Annotated in this window: 18 protein-coding genes and 1 pseudogene; 16 read left to right on the forward strand and 3 right to left on the reverse strand. The window is 61.8% G+C overall.

The genetic code is table 11. The features are described 5' to 3' along the window. The first annotated feature begins 61 nt into the window (after nt 1-61). The 6 genes from modA to ACWNZ1_RS06790 all read left to right on the forward strand — a co-directional run bounded on the left by modA (nt 62) and on the right by ACWNZ1_RS06790 (nt 4,832). Entirely contained in the window at nt 62-814 is a 753-nt protein-coding gene (gene modA / locus ACWNZ1_RS06765; RefSeq protein ID WP_135844913.1) for a molybdate ABC transporter substrate-binding protein, read from the forward strand. Beyond that, entirely contained in the window at nt 815-1,495 is a 681-nt protein-coding gene (modB, locus tag ACWNZ1_RS06770; protein WP_256452646.1) for a molybdate ABC transporter permease subunit, read from the forward strand. It begins immediately after the preceding gene. 3 nt (nt 1,496-1,498) lie between these two features. Beyond that, nucleotides 1,499-2,578, forward strand: coding sequence for a molybdenum ABC transporter ATP-binding protein (gene modC, locus ACWNZ1_RS06775; RefSeq protein ID WP_256452645.1), 1,080 nt, complete (start codon nt 1,499-1,501; stop codon nt 2,576-2,578). Between the two features lie 212 nt (nt 2,579-2,790). Then, nucleotides 2,791-3,846, forward strand: coding sequence for a DNA topoisomerase IB (locus ACWNZ1_RS06780; RefSeq protein ID WP_256452644.1), 1,056 nt, complete (start codon nt 2,791-2,793; stop codon nt 3,844-3,846). Nucleotides 3,847-3,960: 114 nt separating this feature from the next. Next, entirely contained in the window at nt 3,961-4,524 is a 564-nt protein-coding gene (locus tag ACWNZ1_RS06785) for an ATP-dependent Clp protease proteolytic subunit (protein WP_135844909.1), read from the forward strand. A gap of 128 nt (nt 4,525-4,652) precedes the next feature. Beyond that, complete coding sequence (locus tag ACWNZ1_RS06790; RefSeq protein WP_135844908.1) at nt 4,653-4,832, forward strand: con-10 family general stress protein; 180 nt, start codon at nt 4,653-4,655, stop codon at nt 4,830-4,832. Between the two features lie 152 nt (nt 4,833-4,984). Here ACWNZ1_RS06790 and ACWNZ1_RS06795 read toward each other — a convergent pair whose 3' ends face one another. Continuing rightward, nucleotides 4,985-5,518: a DUF3087 family protein gene (locus tag ACWNZ1_RS06795; RefSeq protein WP_135844906.1), complete on the reverse strand. Its 534-nt coding sequence runs from the start codon at nt 5,516-5,518 to the stop codon at nt 4,985-4,987. A 217-nt stretch (nt 5,519-5,735) separates the two neighbouring features. Between ACWNZ1_RS06795 and ppnN the strand changes: the two genes are divergently transcribed. After that, nucleotides 5,736-7,109, forward strand: a complete 1,374-nt coding sequence (ppnN, locus tag ACWNZ1_RS06800; protein ID WP_135844905.1) for a nucleotide 5'-monophosphate nucleosidase PpnN — start codon at nt 5,736-5,738, stop codon at nt 7,107-7,109. Nucleotides 7,110-7,237: 128 nt separating this feature from the next. On the opposite strand, the gene ACWNZ1_RS06805 is transcribed toward ppnN, so the two are convergent. Both ACWNZ1_RS06805 and ACWNZ1_RS06810 read right to left on the reverse strand, forming a co-directional pair. Further along, nucleotides 7,238-7,885 carry an HAD family hydrolase gene (locus ACWNZ1_RS06805; RefSeq protein WP_135844904.1) on the reverse strand — a complete coding sequence of 216 codons (648 nt, stop codon included), beginning with the start codon at nt 7,883-7,885 and terminating at the stop codon, nt 7,238-7,240. Between the two features lie 185 nt (nt 7,886-8,070). Next, nucleotides 8,071-9,417, reverse strand: a complete 1,347-nt coding sequence (locus ACWNZ1_RS06810) for an MATE family efflux transporter (RefSeq protein ID WP_256452643.1) — start codon at nt 9,415-9,417, stop codon at nt 8,071-8,073. Between the two features lie 688 nt (nt 9,418-10,105). On the opposite strand from ACWNZ1_RS06810, the pseudogene ACWNZ1_RS06815 reads away from it, so the two are divergent. The 9 genes and pseudogenes from ACWNZ1_RS06815 to ACWNZ1_RS06855 all read left to right on the forward strand — a co-directional run. Next, nucleotides 10,106-11,050, forward strand: a pseudogene (locus tag ACWNZ1_RS06815) (methyl-accepting chemotaxis protein); the annotation flags it as partial. Nucleotides 11,051-11,060: 10 nt separating this feature from the next. Next, complete coding sequence (locus tag ACWNZ1_RS06820; RefSeq protein ID WP_003203044.1) at nt 11,061-11,429, forward strand: response regulator; 369 nt, start codon at nt 11,061-11,063, stop codon at nt 11,427-11,429. A gap of 15 nt (nt 11,430-11,444) precedes the next feature. Next, complete coding sequence (locus tag ACWNZ1_RS06825) at nt 11,445-11,729, forward strand: STAS domain-containing protein (RefSeq protein ID WP_135844901.1); 285 nt, start codon at nt 11,445-11,447, stop codon at nt 11,727-11,729. A gap of 40 nt (nt 11,730-11,769) precedes the next feature. Then, nucleotides 11,770-13,869, forward strand: coding sequence for a chemotaxis protein CheA (locus ACWNZ1_RS06830; protein WP_256452641.1), 2,100 nt, complete (start codon nt 11,770-11,772; stop codon nt 13,867-13,869). Between the two features lie 33 nt (nt 13,870-13,902). Then, nucleotides 13,903-15,561: a methyl-accepting chemotaxis protein gene (locus ACWNZ1_RS06835; protein WP_135844899.1), complete on the forward strand. Its 1,659-nt coding sequence runs from the start codon at nt 13,903-13,905 to the stop codon at nt 15,559-15,561. Between the two features lie 39 nt (nt 15,562-15,600). Then, a complete protein-coding gene (locus tag ACWNZ1_RS06840; RefSeq protein WP_135844898.1) occupies nt 15,601-16,134 on the forward strand; it encodes a chemotaxis protein CheW in 534 nt (177 codons plus the stop codon). Continuing rightward, the gene (locus ACWNZ1_RS06845) at nt 16,131-16,967 is read left to right on the forward strand and encodes a CheR family methyltransferase (protein WP_456027507.1); all 837 of its coding nucleotides are present in this window, start codon (nt 16,131-16,133) and stop codon (nt 16,965-16,967) included. The genes ACWNZ1_RS06840 and ACWNZ1_RS06845 overlap by 4 nt, the downstream gene beginning before the upstream one ends. Continuing rightward, complete coding sequence (gene cheD / locus ACWNZ1_RS06850) at nt 16,964-17,461, forward strand: chemoreceptor glutamine deamidase CheD (RefSeq protein WP_456027508.1); 498 nt, start codon at nt 16,964-16,966, stop codon at nt 17,459-17,461. Before ACWNZ1_RS06845 ends, cheD begins: the two co-directional genes overlap by 4 nt. Nucleotides 17,462-17,463: 2 nt before the next feature. Further along, nucleotides 17,464-18,531, forward strand: coding sequence for a protein-glutamate methylesterase/protein-glutamine glutaminase (locus ACWNZ1_RS06855; RefSeq protein ID WP_456027509.1), 1,068 nt, complete (start codon nt 17,464-17,466; stop codon nt 18,529-18,531). Nucleotides 18,532-18,971: the final 440 nt, after the last annotated feature.

The raw sequence follows: 18,971 nt of genomic DNA on the forward strand, positions 1-18,971 counted from the left end.
GTTTATCGGCCATTCGCTATATATTTCCGTATACAGCGACCTGACCCTACGGATCCCTACCATGCCCCTCACCCGCTTCGCGCCGTTGCTACTGACCACGCTGTTTACCGTTGGCGCCGTCCAGGCCGATGAGGTGCAGGTGGCGGTTGCCGCCAATTTCACCGCGCCGCTCCAGGCCATCGCCGCCGATTTCGAAAAAGACACCGGCCACAAATTGGTGGCGGCTTACGGCGCCACCGGGCAGTTCTACACCCAGATCAAGAACGGCGCGCCGTTCGAGGTTTTCCTCGCCGCCGACGACACCACCCCGGCCCGGCTCGAGAGCGAAGGCAACACCGTCAAGGGCTCACGCTTCACCTACGCCATCGGCACACTGGCGCTGTGGTCGGCCAAGGACGGTTATGTCGACGGCAAGGGCCAGGTGCTCAAGGACAACGGCTTCCAGCACCTGTCCATCGCCAACCCGAAAGCCGCGCCCTATGGCCTGGCCGCGACTCAAGTGCTGGACAAGCTGGGCGTGACCGCCCAGGTCAAAAGCAAGCTCGTCGAAGGCCAGAACATCACCCAGGCCTATCAGTTCGTCTCCACCGGCAACGCCGAACTGGGCTTCGTGGCCTTGTCGCAGATTTACAAGGACGGCAAAGTGACCAGTGGCTCGGCGTGGATCGTCCCGGCCCAACTGCATGACCCGATCAAACAGGACGCGGTGATTCTCAGCAAAGGCCAGGACAACCCTGCCGCCGTAGCGCTGATGGACTACCTCAAGGGCCCGAAAGCCGCCGCCATCATCCAAGCCTACGGTTATCAACGTTAAATGCCGCTAACCAGTGCCGACTTCGCAGCGATCTGGCTGACCCTGAAACTGGCGTCGCTGACCACGGTGATCCTGCTGCTTATCGGAACGCCAATCGCCCTGTGGCTGTCGCGCAGCCAATCCTGGTTGCGCGGGCCGGTGGGTGCGGTGGTGGCGCTGCCGTTAGTGCTGCCGCCCACAGTGATCGGCTTTTACCTGCTATTGGCCCTAGGGCCGAATGGCTGGATTGGCCAGTTCACCCAGGCTCTCGGGCTGGGCACCCTCACCTTCAGTTTCACCGGGCTGGTAATCGGCTCGGTGATCTATTCCATGCCGTTTGTGGTGCAGCCGTTACAGAACGCTTTTGCCGCGATCGGCAGCCGCCCCCTGGAAGTCGCCGCCACTCTGCGGGCCGGTCCGTGGGATACCTTCTTCAGCGTCATCCTGCCCCTGGCTCGCCCCGGGTTCATCACCGCCGCGATTCTCGGCTTCGCCCACACCGTCGGCGAGTTCGGCGTGGTGTTGATGATCGGCGGCAACATCCCCGAAAAGACCCGGGTGGTGTCGGTGCAGATCTACGACCACGTCGAAGCCCTGGAATACGCCCAGGCCCACTGGCTGGCAGCGGCAATGCTGGTGTTCTCCTTCCTGGTGCTGCTGGCGCTGTACTCCAGCCGCAAAACCCGCGCAGGCTGGAGCTGACCGATGATCCAGGCACGTTTACAACTCGACCACGGGGATTTTTCCCTGGACCTGGATGTGCAACTGCCGGGCCGGGGTGTGACCGCGCTCTATGGCCCGTCCGGTTCCGGCAAGACCACCTGCCTGCGCTGCATCGCCGGGCTTGCGCGGCCGACCCGTGGTTTTATCGAGGTCAATGGCCACGTGTGGCAGGACACTGAGGGCGGCGTGTTCCTACCGCCCCATAAGCGGCCGGTCGGGTATGTGTTCCAGGAGGCGAGCCTGTTCGCCCACCTGTCAGTGCGGGGCAACCTGGCGTTCGGCCTCAAGCGCATTGCACCGGCGCAACGGCGTGTGGACATGACCCAGGCGACCGAACTGCTGGGCATCGGTCACTTGCTCGATCGACAGCCAGACCACCTGTCCGGCGGCGAACGCCAACGGGTGGGCATCGCCCGGGCCTTGCTGACCAGCCCGCGACTGTTGCTGATGGACGAGCCGCTGGCGGCCCTCGATAGCCGGCGCAAAAACGAAATCCTGCCGTACCTGCAACGCCTCCATGATGAACTGGACATCCCGGTGCTGTATGTCAGTCATTCCCAGGACGAGGTGGCGCGCCTGGCCGACCATATCGTCTTGCTGGACGGCGGTCGCGCACTGGCCAGCGGGCCGATTGGCGAGACCCTGGCCCGACTCGATCTGCCACTGGCCCTGGGAGATGACGCAGGGGTGGTGGTCCAGGGCAAAGTCAGTGGCTATGACCCCACCTATCAACTGCTGACCCTGACACTGCCCGGCAGCCAGTTGAACATGCGCGTGGCCCATACGGCACTCGCCCTCGGGCAGCCATTGCGCTTCAAAGTCCAGGCCCGGGACGTCAGCCTCAGCCTGGCGAACGATGCCCAGACCAGCATTCTCAACCGCCTGCCGGTGACGGTGGTCAGCGAACTGGCCGCCGACAATGCTGCCCATGTCCTGATCCGCCTGGACGCGGCCGGAACACCGCTGTTGGCGCGTATCACCCGCTATTCCCGCGACCAGTTGAAACTGCATCCGGGGCAGTTGTTGTGGGCGCAGATCAAGGCGGTGGCGGTGTTGGCGTAGGGCAGCCGCACACAAATCCCTTGTGGGAGCGGGCTTGCTCGCGAAAGCGGTGGGTCAGGCACCGTCAATGTTGGATGTGCCGACGCCTTCGCGAGCAAGCCCGCTCCCACAGGTTCGGTGGTCTACCTGAGACCTCAGAAACTTGGCACGACCGCAACGGGCTGCGGTCAATGAATCCATAGGCCATCGGATTCGCCGCCAAGGACTTTTTCATGCCCGACACCCTGCCGCCGGATGCACTGCCGGCCGATTTGCATTACGTCGACGACACCGCCCCCGGCATCACCCGTAAAAAACTGCGGGGCAAGTTCTGTTATTTCGACCCGCAGGGCCAGCGCATTACCGACGCCGCCGAAATCCAGCGCATCAACGCCCTGGCGGTGCCGCCGGCCTACACCGAGGTGTGGATCTGCACCGACCCGCGCGGCCATCTCCAGGCCACCGGTCGCGATGCCCGAGGGCGCAAGCAATACCGTTACCATGCGCGCTGGCGTGAGGTGCGCGACGCGGACAAGTATTCGCGCATGCTCGAATTCGGACACACCCTGCCCCGCTTGCGCAAACGCCTGGAAGAAATCCTCGCCACACCTGGCTTCAGCCGCGACAAGGTCATGGCCACGGTCATTACCTTGCTGGACAAGACCCTGATCCGGGTCGGCAATACCCAGTACGCCCGGGACAATCGCTCCTACGGCCTGACCACCTTGCGCACCCGGCATGTCGAGGTCAACGGCAGTGCCATCGCCTTCCAGTTCCGTGGCAAGAGCGGCGTCGAACACCAGATCACCGTAAAAGACCGGCGCTTGGCGCGAGTCATCAAACGTTGCCAGGAGATACCCGGGCAGAATCTGTTCCAGTACCTGGACGAGGATGGTGAGCGCCACTCCATCAGTTCATCGGACATCAACGCCTACCTCAAGACCCTCACTGGCGCTGATTTCACGGCCAAGGATTACCGCACATGGGCCGGCAGCGCAGCGGCGCTGGCCGGGTTGCGGGCGCTGCACTGGGAAACCGAGACCGAGGCGAAGAAACACGTCACCGAGATGGTCAGGCAGGTGTCCAGGCAACTGGGCAACACGCCGAGCGTCTGTCGCAAGTGCTACATTCATCCTGCGGTGGTCGAGGGTTTCCTGCTCGGGACCCTGAGGGAATTGCCTAAACCCCGGGTACGCAAAGGCCTCAGCGCGGAAGAAGCCGGGCTGACGATGTTTTTGCAGCGCATGACCCAAGCCGCCGAGGCCTGCGAGCAGAAGCAATCGGCTTGACGGGTTCACGAACAGCGAACCACGCAGGAGGAACATCCGCAGAGCGCTGGACTCCCAGCTGTACGGCCCCCCGAGCGCAGACACGTCAACGGATAAAGTCGACAGGAGTTTCAGATGTCCGAACACATTGTCCATTTTCACTGCCAGATCGACCAGGGCACCACGGAACGCTTCCGCGACAATTGCCTGGAAGCCATCGAGAAAGGCGCCGACTCGTTGATGCTCAACCTCTCGACAGTGGGCGGCAGTACCAACTTCGGTTTCACCCTCTACACCTTCATCAAGTCCCTTCCCGTGCCCGTGCGCGCCGTGAATGCCGGAAATATCGAATCGATGGGCATCGTCATGTACCTGGCCGCCAGCGACCGCACCACCACGCCCCACTCGCGGTTTCTGATCCACCCGATGAACTGGTATTTCGGCCAGAAATCGGTAGACCACTCCCGCTTGCGCGAATACCTGTCCAGCCTGGATAACGACGTGGCGCGGTACGTGGAAATCTACGTCAAGGAAACCGCCGGCGCCGCGACCCAGCTGGATATCTTCAAATGCCTGTGCGCCGAGGAACGGGTCATTCCGGCGGAAAACTCCCTGGCCTTCGGCATCGCGCACCGGGTCGAGCAGGTGGTTTTTCCGGCGGATGCCACGCATTGGAAAGTCAGCGGCGGCGAGGATTAGAAGTGAAGACCGGGGGCCGCTGACCATTCGTCGCGAGCAAGCCGTTTTTATTAAACTTCCAGCGGCTATTTTCTTTCCCAAATAATGCGAGGCTCGTTGCTCGCTCAACCAAGAAGAGGATTCTCGAAATGGCCAGTAGCGGAAACAAAAACCCAGGCAACTTCGCAAATGATCGCGACAAAGCATCTGAAGCCGGCAAGAAAGGCGGACAAGCGTCAGGCGGCAACGTTGCCAACGACCGGCAAAAAGGCACTGGAGCCGGTAACAAAGGTAACGACCGCAACCAAGGCGGCGGCAGAAAATCGTAACCCTCCAGGCCGTTGGGGCGTAGCGCTGCTGCGCCCCACATTTGCTTCTTCAACCTTTGTTCCCCTGGGCAAGACCCTAGCGGTAATGCAGGTGTCCGGCGGCTCGCAGTCGTTCAGCACCGTCAATTAACTGCGAGTGTTGGGCCGCTCAATCAGCGCTCGATATAGGCCTGTTTCACCGTTTCGATCCAGGCCGGGTCCAGGCGCGACTGCTCGGTGTCCAGGTTCAGTGCCTGCATCTTCGCCAAGTGTTCGTCGGCCTCGCGGGTCAGTGAGCCCTGGGCGCTGGAGTTGGCGTCCAGTTGATGCATCTGGGCCAGCCCCAGGTGATAGAAGCGCAGCAGCCTCATCGCGGTGGGGTCCTGGGCCTGCACGCCGGCTGTCACCTGGTGCATCACGTTGGTGATTTTCATCAGGCTGCGCTTGAGCTGCCAGCCGTACACCGCTGCGGCCATCCATGGCTGCGACCAGAAGTACAAACGCATCAGCGCAACCATCGCCAGCACCGCGACAATCACCCCGCCGAGATTGAAGCGAAAGTTATCGCCTCCCGGCGTGCCGAACAACATCACCGCCAGACTCGACAGCAGCATCGCCAGGGCCAGGAACGTCACGGCGACGATGAGGGTGCTGCGGCGGGTCTGCTGTCGGTAGGTGCCGGCATCCCACGGTTTGATCTCGAACATCGCGGTGCAATTTCCTTGTACGGCATAAAAAGAGTCACGCATTATCGCCTCCCCGGCCGATTTAGCTATGCTGGGGCTCATTTTGTGCTGCAACCGAACCGAAGGATCCGGATCAAAGTCCATGGCGATACCGCAAGGATCGTGCGATCTTTCTGCGTGGACGTTTTTTTCAAGATGTCGCCTTAGTGTGTGCGGCATCGTTTTCAAGGAAAGCTGAATGAATCAAAGACATGTAATCAACGCCTCGGTAAGCCCCAAGGGCAGCCTGGAGACCCTGTCCCAGCGCGAAGTCCAGCAACTGAGCGAAGCCGGTTCCGGCAGTATCTATACCCTCTTCCGCCAGTGCGCCCTGGCCATCCTCAATACCGGCGCCCATGTTGATAACGCCAAGACCATCCTGGAAGCCTACAAGGACTTCGAGATCCGCATTCACCAGCAGGACCGCGGCGTACGCCTGGAGCTGCTGAACGCGCCGGCCGATGCTTTTGTCGACGGCGAAATGATCGCCAGCACCCGCGAGATGCTGTTCAGCGCCCTGCGCGACATCGTCTACACCGAGAACGAGCTGGACAGCCAGCGCATTGACCTGAGCTCGTCCCAGGGTATCAGCGACTACGTGTTCCACCTGCTGCGCAACGCCCGCACCTTGCGCCCTGGCGTGGAGCCGAAGATCGTCGTGTGCTGGGGCGGTCACTCGATCAACACCGAAGAATACAAATACACCAAGAAAGTCGGCCACGAACTGGGCCTGCGCAGCCTGGACATCTGCACCGGTTGCGGCCCGGGCGTGATGAAAGGCCCGATGAAAGGCGCCACCATTGCCCACGCCAAGCAGCGGATCCATGGCGGCCGTTACCTGGGCCTGACGGAGCCGGGCATCATCGCCGCCGAAGCGCCGAACCCGATCGTCAATGAGCTGGTGATCCTGCCGGACATCGAGAAACGGCTGGAAGCCTTCGTACGCGTCGGCCACGGCATCATCATCTTCCCGGGCGGTGCCGGTACCGCGGAGGAGTTCCTCTACCTGCTGGGCATCCTGATGCACCCGGCCAACCAGGACCTGCCCTTCCCGGTGGTGCTTACCGGGCCGAAAAGCGCTGCGCCGTACCTCGATCAGTTGCACGCGTTCGTCGGTGCGACCCTGGGCGAGGAAGCGCAGAAGCACTACCAGATCATCATCGATGACCCGGCCGAAGTGGCGCGGCAAATGACCCAGGGGCTCAAGGAGGTCAAGCAGTTCCGCCGTGAGCGTAACGACGCCTTCCACTTCAACTGGTTGCTGAAAATCGACGAAGGCTTCCAGCGTCCGTTCGACCCGACCCACGCGAACATGGCCAGCCTGGGCCTGCGCCGCGACCTGCCCGCCCACGAACTGGCCGCCAACCTGCGCCGGGCGTTCTCCGGGATCGTGGCGGGTAACGTCAAGGACAAGGGCATCCGCCTGATCGAGGAGCGCGGCCCGTACGAAATCCACGGCGACGCCGCGATCATGGAACCCCTCGACCGCCTGCTCCAGGCCTTCGTCGCCCAACACCGCATGAAACTGCCGGGCGGCGCGGCGTATGTACCGTGCTATCGCGTGGTGACCTGACCTTCAAAATCTCCACTCCCCCCTGTGGGAGCAAGGCTTGCCCGCGATGGCATTGGCACATTCAACATGAATGCAAGCTGACCCACCGCTATCGCGAGCAAGTCCGCTCTCACAGGGGATTTTTGTGGTTACAGAATCCGCATCAGGCCGGCTTCATTCACCTCAACAGCAAGCCCACGGTAATCCTTGATCAGCGGATGGTGGGTGTCCACCGGGTGCATATGGGTCGCCGTCACCACCCTTACATCCGCTCCCGCCGCTTCGCCGGCCTTGATTCCCGCGTCGGCGTCTTCGAAGACCAGGCACTCCTGGGGTGTTACTTGCAAACGCTCGGCGGCCAAGCGATAGCAGGCTGGGTTGGGCTTGCCGTCGCTTACGTCCTCGGCGGTGACCATCACCCCGGGGCGCGGTATCCCCGCCGCTTCCATGCGCCGCAACGCCAATGCCATCGGCGCCGAGGTGACAATTGCCCATTGCGTGGGCGGCAGGCTTTTCAGAAACGCCAGCGCACCGGGCACCTGCACCACCCCTTCGACGTCTTCGATTTCCTCCCGGGTAATCTGCTCGGACTCAGCCTGGGCATCCACCCCCGGCAGATGCTGACGGGCAATGGTGTCGATGGCGCGCACGCCATGAATCGTCGGCAGGAACGTCGCCACGTCCACGCCATGACGCATGGCCCAGCGTGTCCAGATGCGCTCGGCGGCGGCGATGGAGTTGAGCAGTGTGCCGTCCATGTCGAAGAGGAAGGCGCGGTAGGAATGGTTGGCTGGCATCGAGGCCTCGGTGATGAAGGGTGGATGGGGGTCACTGTAACATCGCCAAGCGCTGCCCCCCTTGTGGGAGCGGGCTTGCTCGCGAAGGCGGTGTTTCATTCAACATCAATATTGACTGATCCACCGCCTTCGCGAGCAAGCCCGCTCCCACATTAGGGTTCTGTGTTGTGTCGCAGAGCGGTGATCTACACCAACCGCTCAATCGGCTGATGCTGCCAGACCCGTTTGTAATACAGCGTCTGCAACAACAGCATGCTCAGATAAGCCACGGGAAAGGCCATCCACACCCCTTGCAAGCCGAAGTGGGCGTCCAGCAGATACGCCGCGGGCACCTGCACGCCGACGATACAGAAAATCGAGATCGCCACCGGCATCAGCACCGTGCCGCTGGCGCGCATGATGCCGCCGACAATCGCCTGGAAGCCGAACACCAGCAGGCTCCAGAGCATGATGTGCAGCAGGTGCTCGGCCTGCACCCGCGCCGCCGGATCGGTGATGAACAGGCCCAGCAGCCAGTGGGACAACAGATACCCCAACACCACCAGCCCACCGGTGAGCCAGAGGTTGATCAACAGCCCCGTGCGCAGGATCGGTCCCAGGCGTTCCAGGCGTCCGGCACCGATGGCCTGGGCGCCGAGGATCGAAGCGGTGATGGCGATTGATAGCGCCGGGAACTGCACGTAATTGACGATCTGCGTCACCGCGCCGTAGGCCGCCGTGGCCTGGGAACCGTGGCCGTTGACCAGCGCCAGGATCACCAGCTCCGACAACGAGATCACCACCATTTGCAGCCCCGTGGGCAGGCCGATGCGCAGCACTTTGCCGAGGATGTCCATGTCCAGGCGCATCGCCGCGAACAACGCGCGGTCCGGCGCCAGGGCATGCTCGCGACGGTTCAGGCGCCACGCCAGCATCAGCATCGCCGACGTCGTCCCCACCAACCCCGCCAATGCCGCGCTCTGGATGCCCATCTGTGGCAGCCCCAGCCAGCCGCGAATCAACGCCGGCGTGAGCAGCAGCCCGACGCTGGTGGACACCAGCAACGCCAACATCGGTGACACCGTATCGCTCACCCCGCGTAACAGCTGAGTGAACAGCACGAATACCAGCAACATCGGCAGGATCCACATCATGACCCGCGCATAGGAAACGGCGTCCTCCAGCACATCGGCCGGCGTGCCGAGCCCCTGCAACGCCTGGCGCGCAAAGACACTGCCGAGCACCGCCGCCACCAGCCCGATAATCGCCCCCAACAACAATGTCGAGCCGGCGATGGCTTTCACCGTACCGGTTTGCCCGGCGCCGTAGGCTTGCCCGATCAATACCCCTGCCCCCGCCCCCAGGCCGATGACCAGGGCAATGAAGAAAAACACGATGGGAAACATGCCCGACACCGCCGCCAATGCCTGGGTGCCGAGCATCTGGCCGATGTAGATGCTGTTGAGTGTGCCGGACATGGACTGCAGGAAATTGGACAGGACCATGGGGACCAGGAACAGAAGATAGGTTTTCCAGAGAGGCTGGGTGGGCATGAGGGCTCGTAATGGCAGGTTCGACAATTCAGGTGCCGGTAATTTAGCGCAATCCATACCTGTGGCGAGGGGATTTATCTGTGGGAGCAAGGCTTGCCCGCGAAGCAGGCGACTCGGTTCCAGATCGACAGCGTCATCTTCATCGCGGGCAAGCCTTGCTCCCACAGATATCCTCGCCACCGGGTTACCCAATTCCTAGTCCAACATAGGGCACTCAGTGCGGCTCATACCTTCGTCGGGTGCCCTCGACATTTTGCAGACTGCGTCTAATCTGAGATAGCACAGTGCCAGGCGCTGTGTAGGTGAATGTCTATAGCTATGTGATATCGGACGACTGGTCTTCAAGTCCGAGCAAAGGACGCAGATAACCAGTTATTCGCAAATAACCAGTTAGCTACATTTGTTCAAGGACCGAACCATGACGTCGTATTCACCCGGTCATTCCCCTTCCCAACCCCAGCCACGCATCCTTTGGAGCGCAGTGCTCGCAGGTATCGCCGCCAGCGTCGGCGTGCTGGCACTCAACGGTCCCAGTGTGCAAAACATCGGTTTGAGTGTCACGGTCCTGGCTTTGGGCGTTGGTGCTGGCGTGTGGAGCGCACGTGCGCAGCGTCGTCAGCTCGACAGCGCCGTTGCAGCGGCCATTGCCCAGCACGAGCAGGCCTCTGAACGTCTTTCCCATAAAACCCAAGCGCAACTCAACGAAGTCATCCTTGGGGCCATGCCGATCTGGGCCAAGCAGGTGGAAAGCTCCCGGCAGCAGACCGAAACCGCGATTGTCTCCCTCACCAGCCGCTTCACCGGCATTTCTTCGCGCCTGGAGGAAACCGTGCAAGCCTCGCAACTGGCCGCCGGTGAACTGGCCGGCAAAAGCAGCGGCGGCGCCGTGCAGGTGCTGGCCCAGAGCGAAGGCGAACTGGTCCAGGTGATCGACTCCTTGAAGGCCACCCAGGCCAGCCGTGATGAAACCCTGGCCCAGGTGCGCAACCTCACGGCCTACACCGGCGAGCTGCGGACCATGGCCGCCGATGTCGCGGCGATTGCCGCCCAGACCAACCTGCTGGCACTCAACGCCGCCATCGAAGCCGCCCGTGCGGGTGAAGCCGGGCGCGGTTTTGCGGTGGTGGCGGACGCCGTGCGCAGCCTGTCGAGCAAGTCCAGCGAGACCGGCCAGCAGATGTCGGCCAAGGTCGACATCATCAATAACGCCATTACCCAACTGGTCCAGGCCGCCTCCAGCGGCGCCGACCAGGACAGCCACTCGGTGACCAGCTCCGAAGACAGCATCCAGCACGTGCTGGAACGATTCAAGAGCGTCACCGGACGGCTGGCCGAATCGGCTGACATGCTCCAACAGGAGAGTTTCGGCATTCGTGACGAACTCACCGAAGTGCTGGTCAGCCTGCAATTCCAGGATCGGGTCAGCCAGATCCTCAGCCACGTACGCGACAACATCGAGGACCTGCATGTGCACATGCAGCAGGCCAGTCAGTCGCCGGACCAGGCCGTTACCATCGATGCCCGCCAATGGCTGGCACGCATGGAAACCACTTATGCCACCGACGAGCAACGCCGCAACCATCGCGGCGACTCGGGCGCGCAACAGGTTTCACAGGAAATAACCTTCTTTTAGGAGAGCCTTCATGGCTAAGAGTGTATTGGTTGTCGACGACTCCGCGAGCGTTCGGCAGGTCGTCGGCATCGCGTTGAAAAGTGCCGGCTACGACGTGATCGAGGCCAGCGATGGCAAGGATGCACTGGGCAAGCTCAATGGCCAGAAAGTGCACCTGATCATCAGCGACGTGAACATGCCGAACATGGACGGCATCACCTTCGTCAAGGAGGTCAAGAAACTGGCCAGCTACAAGTTCACGCCGATCATCATGCTCACCACCGAATCCCAGGAATCGAAGAAACAAGAGGGCCAGGCGGCGGGTGCCAAGGCCTGGGTGGTCAAGCCGTTCCAGCCGGCGCAGATGCTGGCGGCGGTTTCCAAGTTGATTCTTCCTTGATGGCCGGAGGCTGCAATGCCCTTGTTGTACGAAACCCACGATGACACCGCGCAGGTTCACATCGACGGCGAGCTGACGATCTACACCGCCGCCGACCTGGCCGCGCAGTGGCTGCCGCGCTTGGGAGAAACGCCGCACATGGCTCTGGACCTGTCGCAGATTACCGAAATGGATGGCGCCGGCCTGCAACTGCTGTTGATGGCGCTGCGCGAGGCACCGAAAGCCGGTACCCAACTGACATTGACCGGTCGTAGCAAGGCCGTTACCGAAACGCTGGAGCTGTGCAACCTGAAGGCCTAGCGACCTGCACCACCGCCCCGACACGACAAAGGATATGAGCGTGAGCATCAATCTCGATCAGGCACAACAAACGTTCATCGTCGAGGCACGGGAGTTGTTGCAGTCGATGGAAGAATCGCTGCTGCAACTGGAAACCGACCCCGGCGACGATGACGCCGTTGGCGCGATTTTCCGGGCCGCACACACCATCAAGGGCTCGGCCGGGCTGTTCGGCCTGGAACCGATCGTCAGCTTCACTCACATCGTCGAAGACGTGCTCGATCGCCTGCGCGACGGCAGCGTCGAGGTGGACACGGGCCTGATCGCCGTGTTGCTCAAGTCCAGCGATCACATGCTGGAATTGATCAACGTGGTGGCCAACCAGGGCGGGACACTGACCCCACCAGCCCTCGAACGGGAAATGCAGCTGTGCCAGATCCTGCAGGAATACCAGGCGCCCTCGCCTGCCGCCGACCCGACACCGGAGGCTGAAGCCAAAACCGCCGAGCCTGGCGAAACGCGCCTCTGGCACATTTCCCTGCGCTTCGGCCCGGACGTATTCCGCAACGGCATGGACCCGCTGTCGTTCCTGCGCTACCTGCAAACCCTCGGTGAAATCGCTCACATCGATACGTTGACCGACACGTTGCCCTCGGCCGAATGCTGGGATGCCGAATCCTGCTACCTGGGCTTCGACATCGAGTTTCGCTCGGCCGCCGGCCACGGGGCAATTAACGAAGTCTTCGATTTCGTGCGTGAAGACTGCCAGATCGAGATCGTTGCCGTGGAGGACCTCGCGCCGCAGGTGAACACCGGTCTGGTGACCACCGGACAAGAGCAGCCCGACGCCGGCACAGCACTGGTCACCACGGGCGAGTTGCTGCCGGACCAGCGCAAGACACCGCGCCTGTCCACCCAGGTAGCCGTCGACAAACAACCGGTGACGAGCGACAACAAAGCCAAGGACGGCACTTATGTGCGGGTCAACGCTGACAAGCTCGACGAGTTGATCAACCTGGTGGGGGAACTGGTCATCGCCAGTGCCGGTGCCAGCCTGCTGGCGCGCACCTGCAACAACGATCCGTTGCAGGAGTCCACTTCGACGGTGTCCGGGCTGGTGGAAGAAATCCTCGATGGCGCCCTGCGCCTGCGCATGATCCCCATCGGCGAAACCTTCAACCGGTTCCGCCGGGTGGTGCGCGACGTCAGCCAGGAACTGGGCAAGGACATCGACCTGATCATCAGCGGCGCGGAAACCGAACTGGACAAGACCGTGGTGGAGAAAATCGGCGATCCGCTCATGCACCTGCTGCGCAACGCCATGGACCACGGCATCGAAACCGCCGAGGCACGGCTGGCGGCCGGCAAGCCGGTCAAGGGGCATCTGCACCTCAACGCCTACCACGACTCAGGCAGCATTGTGCTGGAAATCGCTGACGATGGCGCCGGCCTGAACCGCGACCGGATCCTGGAAAAAGCCCAGGAACGTGGCCTGGTGCCCGCCGGGGCGAGCCCGACCGACCAGGAAATCTACAACCTGATCTTCGAACCCGGCTTTTCCACCGCCCAGGCCGTCACCAGCCTTTCAGGGCGTGGCGTCGGCATGGACGTGGTCAAGCGCAACATTACCCTGCTGCGCGGCACCGTCGACCTGGACAGCCAGCCGGGCAAGGGCACCGTGGTGCGCATCCGCCTGCCGCTGACCCTGGCGATCATCAATGGTTTTCTGGTGGGCATCGGCCAGTCCACCTACGTCATTCCCCTGGACATGGTCCAGGAATGCATCGAACTGAGCGAAGACGCTGGGACCGCCAGCCGCGAACAAGGTTACCTGGACCTGCGCGGCGAAGTGCTGCCCCTGGTGTACCTGCGTGATCACTTCAGCCACGAAGGCCCGGCCTCGCGCCGGCAGAACGTGGTGGTGGTGCGCTACGCCGAACTCAAGGCAGGGCTGGTGGTGGATGACTTGCTGGGTGAATTCCAGACCGTCATCAAACCCCTGGGCAAACTGTTCGGCGCCCTGCGCGGCATCAGCGGCTCGACCATCCTGGGCAGCGGCGCCGTGGCGTTGATTCTCGACGTTCCCGCGCTGCTCACCCAGATCGCACAAATCGAAACCCGCTACACCGCAACCCCATTACAACAAGCCACTGCTCGCTGACGCTTTAGCAACTCCATGGAGAGGTACTTCCCAATGAAATGGTTCTACGATCTTAGAATCGCCACCAAACTGATCACATCATTTGTTGTGGTGCTGGCCCTGACCGCCGTCATGGGTGTGTTCTCGATCATCCAACTGGGTCAGGTGAACGGCACCACCTTGGAAATCCGTGAAAACTGGATGCCCTCCATGCGTGCGGCCTCGGGGATGCGTTTCTATGGGGCGAACTACCGCCTCAAGGAAAACCGCCACATTACCGCCGATTCCGAACAGGAACGCGTCGCCATCGAGCAAGAAGCGGAAGATGCCAAGAAAGGCTTCGAAACCCGTCTCGCGACCTATGAAAAACTGCTTTCCAGCGCCGAAGACCGCCAACTGTTTGAGACCGCTCGTAATGATTGGGCGGCCTATTTGGCGGTGAGCAAGGATCTGTTCGCACTGTCCCGGCAAAACCTCACCGACGAGGCCCATGCGCTGCTCAAGGGCGAGTCCAAGCGTCATTTCGACCTGGTGACCACCGATCTACAAAAACTGGTCGAATTCAACGATGCGGGGGCCAGCGTGGCCGCCGAGCACGGCACGACGCTGTTCGAAAATGCGCGTCTGTCGATCATCGTCGTGCTGATTGCCGCCTTGCTGGTGGGGTTGGCCCTGGCGCTGTTCATTTCGCGAATCATCTCCCGTCCGCTGAAACAGGCCGCAGCCGTGGCCGAACAATTGGCCGAAGGCAACCTGAACGCGAAAATCGAGGGCGGCTCCAAGGACGAAACCGGCATGGTGCTCAACGCCATGCAGAATATGGTGGGCAAGCTGTCGCATATCATCGGTGAAGTGCGCAACGCGGCGGACAATCTGGCCAGTGCTTCGGAACAAGTCAGTGCCACCGCACAATCGATGAGCCAGGCCACCAGCGAACAGGCGGCCAGTGTCGAGGAAACCAGCGCCTCCATCGAACAGATGAGCGCCAGCATCAACCAGAACACCGAGAACGCCAAGGTCACCGACGGCATGGCCAGCAAGGCCGCCAAGGAAGCCACCGACGGCGGCGAATCGGTGCAGCAAACCGTGGTGGCGATGAAGAAAATCGCCCAGCGCATCAGCATCATCGACGACATTGCCTACCAGACCAACCTGCTGGCACTCAACGCAGCTATCGAAGCGGCCCGCGCCGGGGAGCACGGCAAAGGCTTCGCCGTCGTTGCCGCCGAAGTGCGCAAACTGGCGGAACGCAGCCAGGTGGCGGCCCAGGAAATCGGCGAGCTGTCCTCCAGCAGCGTCGACATGGCCGAGAAGGCCGGGCACTTGCTCAATGAGATGGTGCCGTCCATCAACAAGACCTCGGACCTGGTACAGGAAATCAGCGCCGCTTCCGAAGAACAGGCCGCCGGCGTGGCGCAGATCAACACCGCCATGACCCAGCTCAACCAGGTGACCCAGCAGAACGCCTCCAGCAGCGAAGAGCTGGCCGCCACCGCCGAAGAGATGAGCAGCCAGGCCGAACAGCTGCAACAGGCCATGAGCTTCTTCACCCTGGACACGCCGCCCAAATCGGCCAGCCAGCCCCTGAAGGTGGACAACACGCCCGGCTCGTCCAGCCGCAAATCGGTCCGAGCCCCCGTGCCCGCATTGCCCAAGGCGTTTGCCTACAGCATGGCCAACGCTCCGGACGAATCCGAATTCACCCGGTTCTGACGGTTCGTTCCCACAGGCTCGCTAAAAGGAGATAACGGCATGGGCGCCATCGCGACCACACGTCACGCCGCCATTGCGGTTGAGGAAGAAGCGCAATACCTGACGTTTATGCTCGGCACGGAGATGTTTGCCATCGGCATTCTGTGCATCAAGGAAATCATCGAGTACGGCAACCTCACCGTGGTGCCGATGATGCCGACCTTCGTGCGCGGGGTGATTAACCTGCGCGGCGCGGTGGTGCCGGTGGTGGATTTGTCGGCGCGTTTCGGCCGGCAGAATTCGGCGATCACCCGGCGTTCGTGCGTGGTGATCATCGAGGCCAACACCGAGGACGGACACGCTCAGGACATCGGCCTGCTGGTGGACACGGTGTCGGCGGTGCTGGAGATTCCGGCGTCGCAGATCGAACCGCCACCGAGTTTCGGGGCGAAGATCCGCGCTGACTTTATCAGCGGCATGGCCAAGGTCGACGGTAAGTTCGTGATCGTGCTGGAGGTGGGCCGTGTGCTGTCCATCGACGAAATGTCTCAACTCGCCCAGACCAGCCCTGCGCTGGAAGTTGACGCACCATGAACGCCGAGAGCTGCAAGGAACGCACGGTGAGTTCACTGGCGCTCAGTGATCGGGAGTTCAGCCAGTTTCAATCCTGGCTATACCAGGCCGCGGGCATTAACTTGTCCTCGGCCAAGAAAGCCCTGGTGGCCGGGCGTTTGTTCAAGCGGCTCAAGCACTATGAACTGGAGAACTACGGCGAGTATTTCAAGCTGATCATGAGCGGTCAGCGCACCGATGAATTGCAGGTGGCGCTGGACCTGCTCACCACCAACGAGACCTACTTTTTCCGCGAGCCCAAGCATTTCGACTTCCTGCGTCAGCATGTGCTGCCCCACGCAACGCCGGGCAAGACCTTTCGCCTGTGGAGCGCGGCCAGTTCATCGGGCGAAGAACCCTACAGCCTGGCCATGACCCTGGCCGAAGGGCTGGGCACCACGCCCTGGGAAGTCATCGGTTCGGACATCAGCACCCAGGTGCTGGCCAAGGCGCGCGCCGGGCATTATCCGATGGAACGCGCCAGCAACCTGCCCCATCCGCTGTTGGTGAAATACTGCCTCAAGGGCACCGGCAACCAGCAAGGCACGTTCCTCATCGACCGGGCGTTGCGCAGCCGGGTCAATTTCATCCAGGTCAACCTCAACGACACCTTGCCGGACCTGGGGGAATTCGATGTGATTTTCCTGCGCAACGTGATGATCTATTTCGACCAACCCACCAAAAGCAAAGTGGTCGCCCGATTGGTCCCCCGGCTCAAGCCCGGCGGGTATTTCATCGTGAGCCATTCGGAAAGCCTCAACGGCGTGTCCGATGCGTTGAAACTGGTGTCGCCCTCGATTTATCGCAAGCCATGAGCGCCGCGATGAGGGAAGTGGTCGAGATGTACCTGGCGCCGGGAGAGTTTCGCTTCGCCACCTGCCCAACCCGGCTGCGCACCATCCTCGGTTCTTGCGTGGCGATCACGCTGTGGCACCCCGAGCGCCGGATCGGCGGCATGTGCCACTTCATGTTGCCCAGTCGGGTGCGCTGCTCCACGGCGCTCAATGGCATGTACGCCGACGAAGCCATCGAGCTGTTCGTCCGCCAGGCAAAGGCCCATCACACTGAGCCCGAAGACTACCAACTCAAGCTGTTCGGCGGCGGCGAAATGTTCCCCGAACTGCAACGCCACGTGCCCTACGGCGACGTGGCGCGACTGAACGTCAATGCGGCCCTGGAAATCGCTGCCCTCTACCGCCTCGACCTGATTGCCCAGGACATGGGCAGCACCGGTCACCGGAACATCATCTTTGACCTTTGCAGCGGCGATGTATGGGTCAGGCACCAACCGATAAGGACCCGGCATTAACCATGTCAAAAAAGATAAATGTACTGCTGGTGGATGACTCGGCCGTGGTTCGCCAGGTGTTACTGGCAATCCTCAGCGACACGCCGGACATCCATGTCATGGGCGCGGCGTCCGATCCAATTTTCGCCATGGACAAACTGGCCAAGGAATGGCCAGACGTGATCGTACTGGACGTGGAAATGCCGCGCATGGATGGCATCACCTTTCTGAAAAAAATCATGAGCGAGCGCCCCACGCCGGTGGTGATCTGCTCGTCGCTGACGCCCAAAGGCGCGGAGACCACCTTGCAGGCGATGGCTGCCGGCGCGGTAGAGATCATTACCAAGCCCACCAGCGGCTTGAAGAGTTTCCTGCTGGAATCGGCCCCGGAACTGGTGGCGGCGATCCGGGCTGCGGCCCAGGTCAACGTGCGCAACCTGGGCAAGCGCCCGGCCCCGTTGACACCCGCGATCAAACTCACCGCTGACGCCATACTGCCCGCCGCCAATGGCCACGCCATGGCGCAGACCACCGAACGCATCGTCGCCCTGGGCACCTCCACTGGCGGCACCCAGGCCCTGGAAGCGGTGCTGACCGCCCTGCCGCGCGTGTGCCCGGGCATCGTCATCGTCCAGCACATGCCGGAAAAATTCACCGCCTCGTTCGCCGCCCGGCTCAACAGCCTGTGCCAGATCGAAGTACGTGAAGCGCGCAACAACGACCGCATCCACCCCGGCCTGGCGCTGATCGCGCCCGGCGGCAAACACATGATGGTGACCCGCAGCGGCGCGTTCTATCACGTGCAAGTGGTGGACGGCCCCTTGGTCAACCGCCACCGCCCTTCGGTGGACGTGCTGTTCCGCTCAGTGGCCAAATTCGCCGGCCGCAACGCCACCGGCATCATCATGACCGGCATGGGCGACGACGGCGCCCGTGGCCTGAAGGAAATGCTCGACGCCGGCAGCACCACCGTGGCCCAGGACGAAGCCAGCTGCGTGGTCTTCGGCATGCCCAAGGAAGCGATCAAACTCAACGCCGCGCAACGGGTGATGGGATTGCAGGAGATTGCGCAGGTGATTTTGCATAAATAGTCAGGACCGAGCACCTCCCACAGTGGATATGTGGCGAAGATAAATCCTCTCGCCACAGATGCTTCAGCCATTTGCGCCTATACAGGCGAAATCGTCGCCAGCACGCCAATCAAAAGAGTCAGTGCCAAAAAACCGCCCAAAAAAATCGCCATCTTCGCCATGAGCACTCCTGAAGCAAAAAATTGCAGTACACAGGCGGTCTGATAAGCAAACCGCGTGGCTATTCTGGGGTGGGGATGGGGTTCATTACAGCGGCAGGTGTAACAGGAAAATACGGATCAGACGAAGCGCGTAGCCCTCAGCACGCGGCTCTTTTGTGCGCCATCGAAAGGATCCAGCCATACAACGAGTTCCTTTAACCAAAGCGACCTGCCCCTCACCTATACCAAAGTATATTTTCCTGTCCCAAGTCAGCGTGGCGATCCGCGAAGGCCAAGCTT

It is taken from the genome of Pseudomonas sp. CFBP 5748 (genome assembly GCF_053850495.1).